At 36.4% G+C, this 15976-nt stretch carries 20 protein-coding genes; 3 read left to right on the top strand and 17 right to left on the bottom strand.

What is annotated here, in order from left to right; genetic code table 11:
- Positions 1 to 67 precede the first annotated feature (67 nt).
- Entirely contained in the window at positions 68 to 430 is a 363-nt protein-coding gene (locus tag CEQ21_RS04920) for a hypothetical protein (RefSeq protein ID WP_185763511.1), read from the top strand.
- A 93-nt stretch (positions 431 to 523) separates the two neighbouring features.
- On the opposite strand, the gene CEQ21_RS04925 is transcribed toward CEQ21_RS04920, so the two are convergent.
- The 3 genes from CEQ21_RS04925 to CEQ21_RS04935 are packed head-to-tail and all read right to left on the bottom strand — an operon-like array spanning position 524 to position 1976.
- Positions 524 to 1279, bottom strand: coding sequence for a class I SAM-dependent methyltransferase (locus CEQ21_RS04925; RefSeq protein WP_185763512.1), 756 nt, complete (start codon positions 1277 to 1279; stop codon positions 524 to 526).
- Between the two features lie 15 nt (positions 1280 to 1294).
- Positions 1295 to 1645: a cupin domain-containing protein gene (locus tag CEQ21_RS04930; protein WP_185763513.1), complete on the bottom strand. Its 351-nt coding sequence runs from the start codon at positions 1643 to 1645 to the stop codon at positions 1295 to 1297.
- A gap of 1 nt (position 1646) precedes the next feature.
- On the bottom strand, positions 1647 to 1976 hold the full coding sequence (locus CEQ21_RS04935; protein WP_185763514.1) for a cupin domain-containing protein: 330 nt from the start codon (positions 1974 to 1976) through the stop codon (positions 1647 to 1649).
- Positions 1977 to 2128: 152 nt separating this feature from the next.
- Between CEQ21_RS04935 and CEQ21_RS04940 the strand changes: the two genes are divergently transcribed.
- Positions 2129 to 2788, top strand: a complete 660-nt coding sequence (locus tag CEQ21_RS04940; RefSeq protein WP_185763515.1) for a Crp/Fnr family transcriptional regulator — start codon at positions 2129 to 2131, stop codon at positions 2786 to 2788.
- Between the two features lie 96 nt (positions 2789 to 2884).
- On the opposite strand, the gene CEQ21_RS04945 is transcribed toward CEQ21_RS04940, so the two are convergent.
- The 5 genes from CEQ21_RS04945 to CEQ21_RS04965 all read right to left on the bottom strand — a co-directional run bounded on the left by CEQ21_RS04945 (position 2885) and on the right by CEQ21_RS04965 (position 5652).
- Entirely contained in the window at positions 2885 to 3142 is a 258-nt protein-coding gene (locus CEQ21_RS04945; RefSeq protein WP_185763516.1) for a DUF3953 domain-containing protein, read from the bottom strand.
- Between the two features lie 150 nt (positions 3143 to 3292).
- Entirely contained in the window at positions 3293 to 3718 is a 426-nt protein-coding gene (locus CEQ21_RS04950; protein WP_185763517.1) for a hypothetical protein, read from the bottom strand.
- A complete protein-coding gene (locus tag CEQ21_RS04955; protein WP_144454421.1) occupies positions 3715 to 3924 on the bottom strand; it encodes a helix-turn-helix transcriptional regulator in 210 nt (69 codons plus the stop codon). The genes CEQ21_RS04950 and CEQ21_RS04955 overlap by 4 nt, the downstream gene beginning before the upstream one ends.
- Before the next feature lie 115 nt (positions 3925 to 4039).
- On the bottom strand, positions 4040 to 4528 hold the full coding sequence (locus tag CEQ21_RS04960; RefSeq protein ID WP_185763518.1) for a pyridoxamine 5'-phosphate oxidase family protein: 489 nt from the start codon (positions 4526 to 4528) through the stop codon (positions 4040 to 4042).
- A gap of 221 nt (positions 4529 to 4749) precedes the next feature.
- Positions 4750 to 5652: a DMT family transporter gene (locus tag CEQ21_RS04965; RefSeq protein WP_185763519.1), complete on the bottom strand. Its 903-nt coding sequence runs from the start codon at positions 5650 to 5652 to the stop codon at positions 4750 to 4752.
- 137 nt (positions 5653 to 5789) lie between these two features.
- Here CEQ21_RS04965 and CEQ21_RS04970 point away from each other — a divergent pair, with 137 nt between their 5' ends.
- Entirely contained in the window at positions 5790 to 6479 is a 690-nt protein-coding gene (locus CEQ21_RS04970) for an ArsR/SmtB family transcription factor (protein ID WP_185763520.1), read from the top strand.
- A 90-nt stretch (positions 6480 to 6569) separates the two neighbouring features.
- Here the strand turns inward: CEQ21_RS04970 and CEQ21_RS04975 are convergent, their stop codons facing one another.
- The 9 genes from CEQ21_RS04975 to CEQ21_RS05015 all read right to left on the bottom strand — a co-directional run bounded on the left by CEQ21_RS04975 (position 6570) and on the right by CEQ21_RS05015 (position 15649).
- Positions 6570 to 6887 carry a hypothetical protein gene (locus tag CEQ21_RS04975; protein WP_185763521.1) on the bottom strand — a complete coding sequence of 106 codons (318 nt, stop codon included), beginning with the start codon at positions 6885 to 6887 and terminating at the stop codon, positions 6570 to 6572.
- Positions 6888 to 7054: 167 nt separating this feature from the next.
- Complete coding sequence (locus CEQ21_RS04980; RefSeq protein WP_185763522.1) at positions 7055 to 7720, bottom strand: DUF2812 domain-containing protein; 666 nt, start codon at positions 7718 to 7720, stop codon at positions 7055 to 7057.
- A 245-nt stretch (positions 7721 to 7965) separates the two neighbouring features.
- Positions 7966 to 8877, bottom strand: coding sequence for a PTS system mannose/fructose/sorbose family transporter subunit IID (locus CEQ21_RS04985; RefSeq protein ID WP_185763523.1), 912 nt, complete (start codon positions 8875 to 8877; stop codon positions 7966 to 7968).
- Positions 8878 to 8895: 18 nt separating this feature from the next.
- Positions 8896 to 9702 (bottom strand): PTS mannose/fructose/sorbose transporter subunit IIC, encoded by an 807-nt coding sequence (locus CEQ21_RS04990; RefSeq protein WP_127739723.1) that lies wholly within the window; start codon positions 9700 to 9702, stop codon positions 8896 to 8898.
- Between the two features lie 35 nt (positions 9703 to 9737).
- Positions 9738 to 10709: a mannose/fructose/sorbose PTS transporter subunit IIA gene (locus CEQ21_RS04995; protein WP_185763524.1), complete on the bottom strand. Its 972-nt coding sequence runs from the start codon at positions 10707 to 10709 to the stop codon at positions 9738 to 9740.
- 468 nt (positions 10710 to 11177) lie between these two features.
- The gene (locus CEQ21_RS05000; RefSeq protein ID WP_185763525.1) at positions 11178 to 11549 is read right to left on the bottom strand and encodes a DUF956 family protein; all 372 of its coding nucleotides are present in this window, start codon (positions 11547 to 11549) and stop codon (positions 11178 to 11180) included.
- Positions 11550 to 11983: 434 nt separating this feature from the next.
- A complete protein-coding gene (locus CEQ21_RS05005) occupies positions 11984 to 12949 on the bottom strand; it encodes a 2-hydroxyacid dehydrogenase (protein WP_185763526.1) in 966 nt (321 codons plus the stop codon).
- 167 nt (positions 12950 to 13116) lie between these two features.
- Positions 13117 to 13647, bottom strand: coding sequence for a hypothetical protein (locus CEQ21_RS05010; RefSeq protein WP_185763527.1), 531 nt, complete (start codon positions 13645 to 13647; stop codon positions 13117 to 13119).
- A gap of 454 nt (positions 13648 to 14101) precedes the next feature.
- Positions 14102 to 15649, bottom strand: a complete 1548-nt coding sequence (locus tag CEQ21_RS05015; RefSeq protein WP_185763528.1) for an alpha-amylase family glycosyl hydrolase — start codon at positions 15647 to 15649, stop codon at positions 14102 to 14104.
- Positions 15650 to 15976 lie beyond the last annotated feature (327 nt).

The following is a 15976-nucleotide window of genomic DNA, read 5'->3' on the forward strand; positions in this document are numbered from 1 at the left end:
CTATAAACGCTGAAACCTTTTAACCTCTCCTGCGTATTATCTTTAAACAATACCAAGGAGACAAAAAATGAGAAAAATAGCCGTTTTTTCATTAATAATTTTCATATTCCTTTTAATTAGCTGTAACAACACGGAAAAGTCCATAATCACCGGCGCAGATTATGGTGGGACAATTCTTGAGGTTGACGATGATAGCATCGTTATAGGCACACATCCAGACGATATGTCTCTAGCGGCCTCCTATGAAGGACCATTTGAAGTTGTTATTGATGATAATACAGAGTTTACAGGTGATATTTCAAATTTGGAACAACTTAAGGAGCAATTTAGCGAGGATAAAAAATTGTTTGCTAGTATTTGGGCTAAAGAAAAAGTTAAATATAATGACTTCAATAATCAGGTATTATCCAAGATAAATATTGAGAAGTAATTGTTAGATAACAGAATTAAAGTAAGCCAGTGAACGGAACCTATCACTGGCATTGGGACTAAAATTATATTGTTAAAATAAATATAGTGTCACCTACTTTCTACTGCAAACAACAATATAGTTTAAGCTTTTTCCTGACTGATTAAAAAACTTGAACATGCTTTTAAACGTTTGTCTGTTTTCCTTTTTCAGACCATTTTTAATAATTGTTAGCATGCCAAGTAATCCTTCATCTCGAATCATTCCTTTTGGGTTCATCAACGACATGGCTCCTGAGTTTGTTTTTACTTCTGTAAAGCCTATTGTCTTAAATGTATGCTTCCATTCATCCTGCGGAAGTGGTGAGACATTAACGTGAATGATGTCTCTTAATGTATTCACTAGTGTTTGCGGTGTCCCTTTTGTTAGCATTATGTCATGTGTTAATAACACGCCGCCTGGTTTTAACACACGATAATATTCGGATATTGCTTTCTTTTTTGCGGATTCATTAAACATTGTTAGCATTGCTTCATTAAATACAACGTCAAATGTATTATCTGCATACTGTAGATTCATAGCATTCCCCTGCTGAACAGTGATATAGTTTTGAAGCTGCGCTTTTTCGATATTCTTTTTGCCTTTTGCTAATGCATTTGTGTCCATATCGATAGCTGTTATGTTACATTTGTATGTTTTTGCAAGTTCAATCGAGGTTGTACACATATTGCAAGCAACTTCTAGTACTTTTGAATTGTTCGTTAAGTTAGCTTGATTTATTAACCAATTGGTTGCTGCAATTCCGCCTGGTCTTAATCGCTTTTTACCTAATCTTGCTAAAAAGGTATGTCCAACTTCCTTTTTCCCCATTTTGCTGCACCTCTCTTATTGCTTGTCTGGTTTCACAACAATTAACAGCATTTGAAACGATTGGATTGCATGTAATGCATGTGGTATATTTGCTGGTAAAATTATGGTTTCGCCATCATGAACAAGATATTTTTCCTCACCAATTATAATCTCTGCAATGCCAGATAGTATTTGCACCATAGCATCTCCTGGTGATGTATGCATTTTTATTGCTTCCCCTTCACCTAAGGAAAATAAGGTCATTCCGATAGAAGGTCTTTGTACTAATGTCATACTCGAAACCTGATTCGCTTCAACTGCAACCATATCCCCCAATTTAATTACTTGTGAATGTGGTATTTTTTTTATTAAGCTATCTGCTCCCATGTTAAATCTCCTTATTGTTATAATTGATTTGGACGAACTTACATCTTTCAAGTGCCTCAATTGCATGCTGCGTGTTTTTATCTATGACGAATGAATCTCCTATATGTAAAGCATAGGAAGTTTGGTTAATAGTTATATTTAAGCTCCCATCTAATACAAACACCATTTTCCTATTTGGTGAGGATTCACTGCTGATGCTTTCTTCTGAATCCATTGCATACATCACAATATTGGTATTATTTTCACTTATTAATACAGTGCTCTTTATTTGGTTATGACGATAAGCTATGGCAGCACTTAACGAAAATACCTGTTCTATCGGAAAATTCATTTTTTCCCCCTTCTATTACAAAGAATGTATTGAATATTTCAGGTAATTAGCTATAATGATATCAATCAATAATGATAATCTTTATCAATTAATTGGAGTATAACAGACGGAATAGTAAATTTCGGTTGCCTAGGCAACAAGAGGTGAGACTTTTGCAAAATTCATTTAAAATCTTACAAAACATCGATTTATTTAACGGTTTTTCTGAGGAAGAAATCGGAGAATCTATCCATTGCTTAAAGGGATATACAAAAAAATATCAAAAAAGGGAGATAATTTTTAGTAAAGAAGCCCCTCTTCCGACCTTTGGAATCGTTCTGACAGGGACTATCTTCTTAAGCAGTGAGGATATTACTGGATCAACGTTTATTTTCACTGAATTAAGCGCAGGGGAAATTGTTGGGGAGACAGCTCTTCAATTCACTCAAACTGGAGTGGAGTATGATGTAACTGCGGCAACTGACTGCGAAATTCTCTTTTTTCATAAAGAAAATATCGTTCAGCCTAATAAAGTCATTTGTGCGTTACGAGCAAGAATAATCGAAAACCTCTTTACACTGCTATTACAAAAAAACCAAGAGTTATATCATAAATTAGACATTGTTTCCCATAAAAATCTCCGCAACAAAATTCTGCATTATTTACATTTGCAGTCACAAAAATGTGATACCCAGCACTTTACGATTCCTTTTTCTCGAGAGGAGCTAGCCAATTATTTAATCGTGGACAGAAGTGCATTATCAAGAGAACTCAGTCGCATGCAGGATGATGGGTTGATTACATTTTCTCGAAATACATTTCAGCTTTTGTGAGTAATGATAGAGTGATACATAAAAACGGATGAAATGAGCCCATCCGTTTTTTTCAATATTATTGTAGTTTTTTGTAATCCCTATTTTGACGTTCCATTACATCATTATAATACCTTCCACACCAACATAAAAAACAAAAAGCGAACTGCCTAAATAAAGGATTCCCCACCCGAGCTTCTTCGTTCTTTTATATTCCTGCACCCCAATAATAATTAACCATGCACTTAAAAGGAGAAATACAAACGGTTGTAAGCTGAAGTTTTCTGTAACAGAACTATAAATACTACCAAATAAAACCAGTGTTCCGATAATGAATTGAACTATTACTAAACCAGTAAGTTTTCTTCTTTTCACTTTTCTACCTCCTGTAAACAGGTAACCTCTTAACTTATTACGGATAAGTGCTAGAAATGTTTCAACATACAAGCTTGCAGATAAGAAGAGCGTAACAAAAAAGAGCATAGACTTTTCATCCCTGCCCCTAAAACATTAAGTAAAACTTATTTATTCTTCCGTAATATCCTCGTTTCGTTTTAATCGCAAATAATATAAATATATAATCGGAGTAATACCACAAATAAATATAATTCCACCGATCATTAACCCCATGTTTATTCCATCTGTAAAGGACACCACCAGGACAAAAATTGCCGTAATTAAGGAGAGCACAGCAATGGAAATCCATAAGCTCTTTTTTGGGTTTTTCTTAGTGCTCTCATGGTCTGCACTAATGCTCATTGATAAATAGGCTGAGACAATTGTTGAAATCATAAACACAAACCATAAGGGATTATCCATCATTTCGTCAAACCCTTTAGTTACTAGGTCATACCCTAAAATGGCAAGTATACCAGCGGTTTGAATGATGTAGGCAATGCGGATGTTTTTGAGATTTTGAATTTTTAAGCGTTCGTCTTTAATCATTTTCATTCAACATTTTCCTCCTTTTCTGGCCAAAATACATCGTCTAGCGTTTTATTAACTGCACGACAAATATCTATACATAACTTTAAGGATGGATTATATTTTCCCTTCTCAATTAAACTAATTGTTTGACGGGTAACGTTGATCTTTTCTGCCAGCTGCTGCTGTGTTAAATTAACTTGAAGACGAGAAATTTTCACTTTATTTTCCAAATAAGTAAATCCCTCCTTACTAATATAGTAACATATATATAACATTATTCCATATATATATTACATTTCGCACAAAAAATGGATTGTCTAATAATCAGACAATCCATTTTATTAATTAATTTTTCAATTCAACTGTTTCATTAACATCAGTCGAATCAGAGCTTTGTCCTGTCATGCGTTTATAGAAAAACGCCATTTTCTTTGTTAAATTACCAGTTTCCCAATATTCGGCTGCTTCTGCTTTTACCTTGATTAAAACAACACTTGGATCATCATAGGATGTTTGCATAATTTTCTCATATGCTTTGCTCCAAAGCTCCTTCTTCTTGTTTAAATCCTCAACGATTTCTGCTCTTCCTCGGACAGATACATAGGATTTACCTGCATAAGCGACATTCACGTCTTGATCATGTAAAATTTCGTCATATTTATCTGTCTCTTTTTTAGTGAAAAACCATAGGTCACCATCAAACTCGACTTCCTGTGTTTTCATTGGGCGAGACACAAGCCCTTCTTCTGTTACGGTCGTTAGCATGGCCGTGTCTATATCCTTGATTAACTCTCTTAATGTTTCAAGCTCTTCTTGTTTTATCATGTTAGACATTTCCATCACCTCATTATTTGTTATAGAGGTATATTACCCTTTCTACTAGCTTTTAATCATTTTTAAGATATATGAATTGAATGGTTCCATTTCCTTCAGATTATTTAGTAGCATCAATTTTAATCTATTTGTCGCCATAGTTTTTTCTTTTCAAATAGAATCTTTCTTATTTATAAAGAACTAATGCCTTAATTATTTCATAAAAGTAATCTTTCCAAGTTTTACTTTTCATCTATCATCGCTCCCTCCACATTGCATGCAGCCGCAGCTTTTTTAAAGGTATTATTTACAAGATAGATACCCATTAAAATAAATGCGCCTCCGCCTATTAACGCATAAGAAATAGGTTCATCCAGCAACACATTTCCACTTAAAACGCCAAAAAATGGAGCTAAAAATAAATAAGAGCTGGTTTTACCTGGCTCCCCTTTTTGTAAAAGGAAATACCAAACTGCAAATTGAACGATTGACGACATGATACTAAGCCATAATAGGACGACGATTGAAAATTTGTTAAACAGAAAGAACGGGTTTTCCAGGACTATACTTAAAAAAACGAGGATTATTCCACCAAATAGCATTTGATAAGCTGACAGTGTCCAAGTGTCAAACCCCTTTCCCCACCGATTGACTAATAATGTAGAAATTGCCCAGAAAACTGCTGAAAGCGCTCCAAACACTAACCCTACATTCCATTCATTAATGCCTCCTAACGTAATTCCTACACCAATAAACCCTAAGACAACGCCACTCCATTGATACCATTTATAGCGAATACCCAAAAATATCGTTCCGAAAATAATCACTAATAACGGATTCATAAATGTTAAAATGGAAGACTCACTTGCAGTAATAGTTCTTAAGCTAATAAAAATACAACCCATAACTCCTGCTGTTTGGAGAGAGCCTAAAATAATTACTTTTCTCCAATCTCTTAAACCTCTTGGATGTGGTCTTTTAAACTTTTTAACAATAACAGCCATAATAATGCCTGCTAAAACAAATCGTAACCCAGCCAGCAATAAAGGCGAGGCATAGGTTAAGCCTAATTTTCCGATGGCAAAGGATGATCCCATCAGTGCCGTCGTCAAAATAATTAAGATAAAAAAAATGTATTTATTCATGTTGATTATCCTCCAAAGCTATTTTTGTTCTTTAAAATTAACCACTTTTCCTCCCTTGTTAATATGTTCCTTTAGCATTATTATAAGAGCTATATAATACGATACTTATCGAAGTATGGATTACAGAGGTGTTCAAAATGAGTATAAGCCCGAATATTACCGCCTTAACCGCTCTTCTTACAGAGGAATCACGAGCAACAATCCTGGCAGCTTTGATGGATGGCAAATTTCATACTGCAAGTGAATTAGCCTATATGGCGACCATCACACCACAAACAGCCAGTTTTCATCTTGCCAAACTGGTTGAAAAGCAGCTTGTGATAAGTGAAAAAAATGGGCGCTTCCGCTATTTTCGCTTAGCAAACGAGGAAGTTGCCAATACACTTGAAATCTTTATGTCCATCTCACCCCCACCAGAGGTTCGATCATTAAAGCAATCCAGTCAGTTAAAACGATTAGAAAATGCACGAACCTGTTATGACCATTTAGCAGGGAAAATAAGTGTGCAGCTAACAAACATAATGGAGGAATCTGGATATCTAGAGAAAAGCGACAAACAATTTAACATTACTGAAAAAGGAGAGCAGTTCTTTATAGAAATGGGAGTCGATGTTGTTGCATTATCCAAAAAACGCCGTTCCTTTTCACATGCATGCCTTGACTGGAGTGAACGCACACATCATTTAGGTGGTGCATTAGGAAACGGTCTATTTGAACGGTACCTCGAATTAGGCTGGATTGAATCAAAAGCAAATTCGCGTGAAATTACTATCACTGCATTTGGTAAAGCTGGCTTTAAGGAGTTTTTTGGACTGGAGAATTTGTAAGTTGTAATCTTGTAGAGAATAAAAAAGAGCATTATTCCAGCTTGGAATCAATGCTCTTTTAGAATTATGACTATCTTGCTTTCCATTTATTTAAATAAACGGATTTTCATGTGCCTCCACTTTTTGGTGTATGACAATTGGATCAGAGATTAAGCCATACTTTTCATCCTCTGGATGGGTAACAGCTATAGTTGGTGTACTTCCTGCGAACAGATGAATGGCATCCCATGTTGACCATATTGTACATAAAAAGAAATGAGCATATTTATCTTGCTCAACAATTTTAACGTGCGCAGCTAAATTACCTGCAAGTGACTTTGATTCTTCCACACCTGTTTTGTTTAAATAGTCAGCAAAGGCTTCCTTTTTTTCAAGTGGTACAATACCATGCCATGTACGTGATATCACATAAATTCCCCCTTTAACCTTATCGCATATTTATAATTTTCTAATAATTAATATTCAACTAATGGTAAAGGATATAAAAGTACTTTTCAAGGAATAACTGTCCTTCGTTTCTATATAAAAAAGCTTTCTTTATGACAGAAAGCCCTTTACATCAAATGTTTTTAAGCCTAAATTCTTCCCCGCACCCTTATATATAACGACATTATAACCCAAATAATCATTGGAGCGACAATACCACCTATTAGCATAGCAGCTAAGATAGAAACAGAATAACTTATACTATCAAATACTTGAAAAATTACTAACACAACGAAAAGAAGAAATATAATTGGTAAAGCCTTCACCAATGTTACTAAGCCTTTTCTTCCTTCTGCTGTCCATTTATTACTGTATGTGGCAATCAATGTCCAAGCGGCGGGAATGGCGACAATGAGGAATACGACAGCAAGTACATTAAATACCATTTGTAAAGTATCTGTGCTTACAAGTGCTCCTAGACAAGCGGATACTGTCAGAAAAACCAGTGAAAATACGAGCCATTTCATTGATTTTATGGAATTCGCATGCTTTTCAGCCGCAGTCTCACGATCGCTGTAAATAGGCTTTGTACCAGGCGATGCTCGGAAGAGGTGGATGTTGCCTTCTGATGAAATATGTGTCCAGCCTGAGGAAGCAAAAAATTCGAAATACTCCTCGGCTTCCATATCCTTTAATGAACGATAATCTACACTATATATATAATCAGCACTTTCCCCTTTTTTTAAGGTATACCCCATAAATTTAAACCCACTAACATGCCAGCCATCATTAGAAAGCTTTCGTAATTGCTTCATGTCCTTTTCCTCAGCAAAAGCTAAACCGCCTGACAAAACATATTTATTTATGATATATATGTCTACAGATACATGTATCATAAAGTGATATATTTTTAGTGCATATCTATTACCAAATATAGTTGAACTTTTTTCTTTATTTTAAAGTGGTGGCTATCGATTTGTGGCAACTTATCGAAACATGAAAAGCACCTCCTTATAAATAGGAGATGCTTTCGTTTTTCATATTTTACTTCAAGCATTCATTACATTAGATGAATTAAGTGGAACACGATACCAACCGCGAATAATCCAAGGATCATAACGATTGGAGACACCTTTTTCTTAAGCAGCCACATGCACAGTAGTGTTAACAGCAATCCAGCTAAACCTGGAATTAAGCTGTCTAGGTTTGCTTGTAATGTGGTGACCTTCATAGGATCTAGTGATAGACCAGAGGCTTGCTGTTCGAGCGCTGTTTTTATGCCTTGTGCGCCATCAGGTAGTTTATCCCATTCGATAAAAGCACCTTTGTCGAGTTCAACGGATGATACAACTGGGGTGAATTGCACGGATACCCACCTGTTAACAAGGGCCCCGAGTATAAACATCCCGAGTATGGAGGCACCTTTTGTGATGCTTTGCAGGATACCGCCAGATAAGTCGTCTGTAATTTTAGAACCAGCTTTGTAACCAAATTCTTGTGTATACCATGTGAAAGCCATGCGAATGATATTCCAAGCAAAGAAGTAAATAATTGGACCAAGGATGTTACCTGTTAATGCAAGTGAAGCTGCTAATGCACCAAGGATTGGCTTAACTGTGAACCAGAAAACTGGATCACCGATACCTGCTAAAGGTCCCATCATACCGACTTTAACGCCTTGAACTGCTGTGTCTTCAACTGGTGCACCATTTGCACGTTCTTCCTCAAGAGCTAATGTCACACCAATAATTGGTGAAGCAACATATGGATGTGTATTAAAGAACTCTAAGTGACGTTTTAATGCGTCAGAACGATCTTCTTTAGTTTTATATAGTTTTTTGATGGCAGGAATCATGGAAAATGCCCAACCACCGTTTTGCATACGTTCGTAGTTCCAAGAACCTTGAAGGAAAGTGGAACGCCACCAAACAGAAACACGATCTCGTTTCGATAATCTCAATTCTTTTTCCATTGTTTATTCCCCTCCTTCTTAGTAATTATCAATAATATCGCCTAACGGATCTCCATTGTTGGAGTTACCGCCGCCACCTGAGCCGCCTTGCTTAGATAGTGCTAAGTAAATAAGTGCAAGCGCCACACCGATAGCTCCAAGACCGATAAGTGTGATTTGTGAAACTGTCGCTAATACGAAACCGATTGCGAAGAATGGCCATACTTCTTTTGTAGCCATCATATTAATTACCATTGCATAACCAACTGCTACAACCATGCCCCCACCGATTGCCAAGCCGCTTGTTAACCAAGTTGGCATCGCTTCAAGCATTTCTCTAACAGGACCTGCTCCAATAGCTAAAATTAATACAGCTGGGATTGCGATACGCAAACCTTGCATACAGATTGCGACGATATGCCACAGTTCAACTTTTCGTATATTACCTTCTCTAGCTGCAGCGTCCATTAAATGCACCAATGCTGTTGCAATTGTACGAACGATGATTGTTAATAACAAACCAGCAACTGCAAGAGGAACTGCAATCGCGATAGCAGAGGATACTCCAGCTTCTCCCTGTCCACTTAAAACTAAAATAATAGCAGATGCAATTGATGCTAATGCAGCATCCGGAGCTACGGCTGCTCCAATGTTTGCCCAACCTAAGGCGATCATTTGCAGCGTACCACCTAAGATAAGACATGGTACTAGGTTTCCAGTAACTAAGCCGATTAACGTACATGCAATGATAGGTTGGTGGAAGTGGAACTCATCCAAAATCCCTTCGACACCAGCTAAAAATGCGACGATAATGACTAATATTATTTGAATCATATTTAAATCCATGTTATTAGTCCTCCCGTTTTCTTTGATTTATACGATTATTTTTGTTTGTTTAATTCTTCCTGTGCCTTTTTGAGAATGTCATCCATATTGCCTTTTGAATCGTTCGGTACCTTACGTACATCGAAGTTCAAACCAGCTTCCTTAAGCTTAGCGAATGTATGAATGTCTTCCTGACTAAAAGCCAATACCTTATTCGGCTGAACCTTACCAGGTGAGTGGGCCATTGAACCAACATTAATGGTCTTTAATGGAACGCCACCTTGGACTGCTTTCAGCGTATCCTGCGGGTTTTCAAACAGAAGCAACGCACGCTGACCGCCGAAATGTTGATCATCCTTAGCAAGCTCAATCATTTTGTTGATTGGTACAACATGTGCCTTAACGCCAGGAGGAGCAGCCTGTTGAATCAATTTCTTCCGTAAATCATCTTTAGCTACTGCATCAGACACAACGATAATTCGTGTTGGCTGTGTCGTTTTTGTCCAAGCAGTTGCTACTTGACCATGAAGTAAACGAGAGTCGATACGTGCTAACACGTATTCAAATTTACCAGGTGTACCTGCATTAACCGGCTTAGCAGCAGCTGCAGCAGTAGTTTCTGCTGGCTCTAATTCTTCTGGTTTTACTTTAACCCCTTCTTTTGCTGTCCCTAGAATATGTGCAGCAATTTCGTGGGCTGTGTTCATGGAGAAGCGTGATGCATATGCTTCAATCAACATAGGTAAGTTCATACCTGCAACAATTGCCCATTTGTCTTTGTGGTCTTCTAACAAGCTGTTGGCTTGGTTGAACGGTGTTCCACCCCAAAGATCGACTAAGAATAATACTTCTTCTTGATTGTCGAAAGAGGCGATTGCTTCTTGCATTTTTGCCTTGACATTTTCAGGTCCTTCACTCGGCATCAATGTTACAGCTTTAACATTTTCTTGCTCTCCGAAAATCATCGCTCCAGATTGCATGATACCAGTGGCGAATTCACCATGACTAGCAATGATAATTCCTACCATCTTTTTACCTCCTATTATTATTTACAGCTAAATTACTAAAGTGATTTAAACAAGAGTAGTTCAGCTGTATTTCTTCAGCTCATTTAAAGCGGTTACATCTTCGGTAAAATAACAAAAAAGGCATGAGTAAAAAGTCGATTTAAATGAGGATATAGGTATAGAGTGCCCCTTATCCATCATTTCAATCAATACTTTTTACTCATGCCTGATCGAATCAGTAACACGTAAAAATATGACGATGATATTTAGTTTTATGTAAACGCTTTAAGTTTAGAATAAAAAATTTTTGCATCGCTTTAATGAGCTTGCAAAAATATTGTAGCATACTTAATTGTCATCTTACAAGGGAAATTTCATTCTTTTTTTTCGCAACCTTATCACAAAGGTTGCGGTTACATTTGTAAGAGCGTTAAAACAGTTATTATATTAAAGTCTCGTTTTCAACTTCAATTACAAATTGCCAAACTATTATTTTTTTATTTTCCCTCTTACACCACGTTTAACAACATCAAAGAAGCTTAAGGATTGCACCATTTTGCTTGCATCAATGTAATTGCGAACCTCTCGCAGCACTTTTTTCGGATCTTTTGAAGAAAATATATATTTTCCATTCCGCTTTGTTTGCACTGCATAACGAGGAATCCATTTCCCTTTGAACATAACAGAAGCAGTCACAATATCGACTTCTTCCCACGGAATTTGAATGAATTTACGAGCGTCACGCGTATTAAAGAATTCAAATCCCTTATCCCCAATCATGATTTTACCGTACACTGAAATTCCCATATGTGAGGTTGCATCTGTAACAAAATCGACCTTTGTGTTAATTGACTGGACCATTTGATGTACTCCATTTCTTTATATTTACTAATCATTATACGTATTTTTTTATTTTTAGCAAAAAAATACTTAGGCTAACATGGAGAATTTTTATGAACAAAGAGTGCATGTCCGAAAATATTACTAAATGATCAACATGATATTTAACGTCCCACTTACTTGCTTATATACTGCGTGAATTATCTTATTTACAAGGGTCTGTATATAGTGTCTTTATATAGGCACTATTATTTGTGCACCATAACAATTTATCTCACAGGAATAAATAAAACTCTTCTAATTTTTCGAACTGCTACTAATTTTATCCATAGATTTTGCCATTTGCGCTAAAATTTTCACTAGATATAAAAATGCAAGAGTATATAAATACAGCTTACAAGGAATAAAGCTCCGTAATTTACCACTTGTCTCAAAAATCAGAGCTTCGCTTAAATTTACAGACGAACCTCTGTTAATGGAGCTTCACCATTAAGCACCCTTACTATATTATCTCCTGCAAGATGTGCCATTTTCATTCTTGTGTTAAGGCTTGCACTTCCGATATGCGGCAATGTAACCACGTTTGTTAAAGTTAATAAGGGATGATCAACTGGTACTGGTTCTTGTTCAAAAACATCTAAGCCAGCTCCCCAAATTCCGCCGCTTTTTAATGCATGATATAGTGCCTCTTCATCAACTAACCCGCCTCTGGCAGTGTTGATAAGAATGGCATTTCGTTTCATTAACGAAAATTCCTCTTTCCCAATCAGATGGTAAACTTCTGGACTATACGGAAGCATGAGACATACGTAATCGGACTTTTGCAAAACCTCCGTTAGCTCTGCATAGGTAATACCAAGCTCACGTTCTTTATCATATTTTCGCGTCCGATTATAATAAAGCACATTCATGTTAAACCCTTGTGCCCGCTTCACGAGTGCTTCGCCAATTCTTCCTAAGCCAATAATCCCTATTGTCGCTCCAAATATATCTTGACCGGTAAATTCCATTAACGACCAAGCCCCCCATTGTCCATTTCGCAAAACATCAGAAGCAGCAGGTATGCCGCGAGCAGCTGCCATTAACAGCGCAAAAGTTAAATCTGCTGTCGTTTCGGTTAATACACCAGGAGTATTCGTTACGATTATCCCTTTATTCGTTGCTGCTTGGACATCAATATTGTTGTAGCCTACTGCTACATTACTGATAATCTGTAAATGCTTCGCTCTGCTTATGACCTCTTCATCTATCGTATCTGTTAATAAACAGATTAGTCCGTTCGCATTTTCAACTTCCTTAAGCAAAACTTCCCTTGGAACTGGTTTCCCTTCTTCCTCCCACATTCGGACATGAAAGTAATGCGTTAGCTTCTCAACGATTTCATCCGGCAGCTTTCTTGTAATATACACAGTCTGTTTCATTTAATCTCCACCTTTTTCACTGGTAAGTTTTTCAAACCTACTACAAGATTACAACAAATCAAGACATTGGGAAACTGTCCTGTTTCTATATATACTCACCTTTTATTATTGTGATATATATAAACAAAAAAAGAGAGATATACCAAATCGGTACCTCTCTTTCTGAATTACTGTTCAGATTGATAGTCAATATCATACTTTTTCGCTAGTTTGGCCATATCTTCATGATAATCCTTAATCAACAGCAAGTACTCTTGTGCTTTTGCGTTTGATTGACCGAATAAATCTTCTTCCTTCGTTTCTAAGCCTTGTTTTTCAAGCTGCAGTGCATCGTAATATGTGCTTGTTGCTTCTTCCATTTGTTTTTTCAATGGCTTTAACTCGGAAGAAGTAACCTCGATATTTTTTGCTTCATTAACAGCTTTTTCATATGTTGGGATGACTTGATTAATCAGCACTTTATACAGATCTTCATCTGATTTAAAGTTATCGCCTGTCGCAGTTTCGAGTGCTTCGTTTGCTTCTGTTTCATATGCAGAAACCTTTGCAACCTCATTGTTAATGAAATCCACGACTTCCTTTTGTGTATCATCAAAAGAAGCTTCTTCCTTTGTATCCTCTTCTTTTGTCGTTGAATTATCGCTGCAGCCAACAAGCAATAAAAGTACAGCCATCAAACTGTAAAATAATTTTGCCAAAACACCTTACCTCACTATTCTATGATATCTTAATTGCTACTTTCTTAACTATAACATACTGCAATTTTGGATACAGGTAAAAAGCTCGAATCAATATCGCTATTAGTATTCCCGAATAACTTATCTATTCAAGGTTTTTTATAGTTAGATGCATAATTATAAGGTCTAAACAACGTGACTATTTGTTTAAAAACAACTCAATTACGTAAATGAACGAGAATATTTATGTATATATACAAACTTTTTCATTTTATAGTCTCTATATATAGCCACTATAAATCGACCCTATTTTAGTAGTGTTTTTCTAATGAGTTAAACTTCAGAAAAACACAAAAAACGCAGATAATACTTCTAAAGACACTTACTATAGTTACTAGAAAACCCTTCTCGTAAATCCTCAAAACCAAAAAAGGCTCTAATAACTCTAGAGCCCTACGATCGAATGCAACAAATATTATTTCACTAAAACAGTTGTATGTGCTGGAATGGTTAAAGAGGATTTCGTGTTCTTAACACCCTGTTCACTTGCGAAAATAACTTTCCCTATAAGTGGAGTCTTTACAACGACTGTTTCATTTGCGATATTATGAAAAATCTGAATCGAGCTTTTTTTATACGTACGATTATAAGCAACAACTTTGGCATTATTCACTTCGATACTTTCTATATTGCCTTTGCCTAACTCCACATACTGCTGCCGAATACGAATCATTTTACGGTAGTGATTTAACAGCGAATTTTCGTTATTGTCTTGTACTTCGACTGAAATACCGTTATTGCCAATATTATAAACAGGTGTCTGCCAGCTTGTTTGGCCTTCACCATCACCCTCGTACCACCGAAATGGTTCCCGAATTAGCTCATCTGGTTTTTCACCTATCATGCCGATTTCTTCTCCATAATATAGGTACGGATTGCCAGGCAATGTTAGGAGAATGGAGGCTGCTGATTTACCCTTCTGTATATCTCCCTTAAATTCACTCATAACCCGAATTTGATCATGGTTCGTTAAGAAGGTTGCGTCGATTTTGTTTGGGTTATAGGTTCTGTAAAGTTCATCTGTAGCTATTGCGGCAGCAGCTATCCCTTCATCTATACCGCTTTTAACAGAATGAACGATTTTGCTGGCTAAATCAAAGTTAAATGCAGAATCTAATGACTTGTAGTATGGCGCAACAACCTCTGGCACATCCCAAACCTCTCCAACCAAATGCACATCTGTTTTTACCTCTAGCATCGCTGCTCTGAATTGCTCCCACCATTTTAGGTTGTTTAATGCACCATCTGTTGTTTGTCCCTTATAAATATGCATAGCCGCATCTAACCTGAAACCGTCCGCCCCCTGCTTTAACCAATACTGGCCAATCTTTATTAGCTCTTCTCTTACATGAGGATTAGTAAAGTTTAAGTCAGGCATCCCAGACCAAAAAGTGCCGTAATAATAGCCTGCTCCATTCGGATTTTTATACCACACCTGCTGGCCCCATGATCCAGTTTCACTTAAATCAGTATGTTCATCTGACCAAACATAATAATAATGATATTTACTAGTAACATCTCGGCTAGCTTCTATAAACCAAGGATGCTCACTGCTTGTATGATTGATTACTAAATCTATAATAACTCTAACGTCACGTTTATGTGCTTCTAATGTCAGTTCATGAAAATCTTCCAATGTTCCATATTCAGGATCGATACTATAGTAATCTGTCACATCATATTTATGGTAGCTTGGAGAGGTATTAATCGGCATTAACCACAAGCCATTAACTTGTAAATCCTTGTTCGTATTTCTATTTCCATCATTTAAATAATCCAGCTTCATAATAACCCCTTTTAAATCGCCATGGCCATTTCCATCAGAATCATAAAAAGACTTCACATAGATTTCATAAAAAACACCGTCTTTATCATTTTGGTTTTTCTCTTCCTTAGCACTGACCCTGGATGATAAACTAGCTGCTAACGGCAATGATAATGATACAGCGTACCATTTTTTCATTAGTTATCCTCCCTTTTATGAAATCGCTTACAATCTAAATATACAGCTTATTATAACTAGTTGCAAACATTTGTAAAAAACTGAAGCTTTTTACATTGCAAAAGCCGATTTAGGTATTATCACCTCACCATTCCTTTTTTAGCATTCTAATTTTTACGAAAGTTTTCACAAGTTATTAGGACTTTTAATCTAAAAATATCAAAATAAGCCACATTTTGAAAAAGTTAACAAATTTGTCGAATTTTCTTGGTACTTGTCGTGTTATATTGTAAACGTAATCTGACATGCAGGTCCCTGCCAGATTATTAATACAGTAACAGGAGGATA

The sequence above is a fragment of the Niallia circulans genome (genome assembly GCF_007273535.1).
Lineage (GTDB): Bacteria > Bacillota > Bacilli > Bacillales > Cytobacillaceae > Niallia > Niallia circulans_B.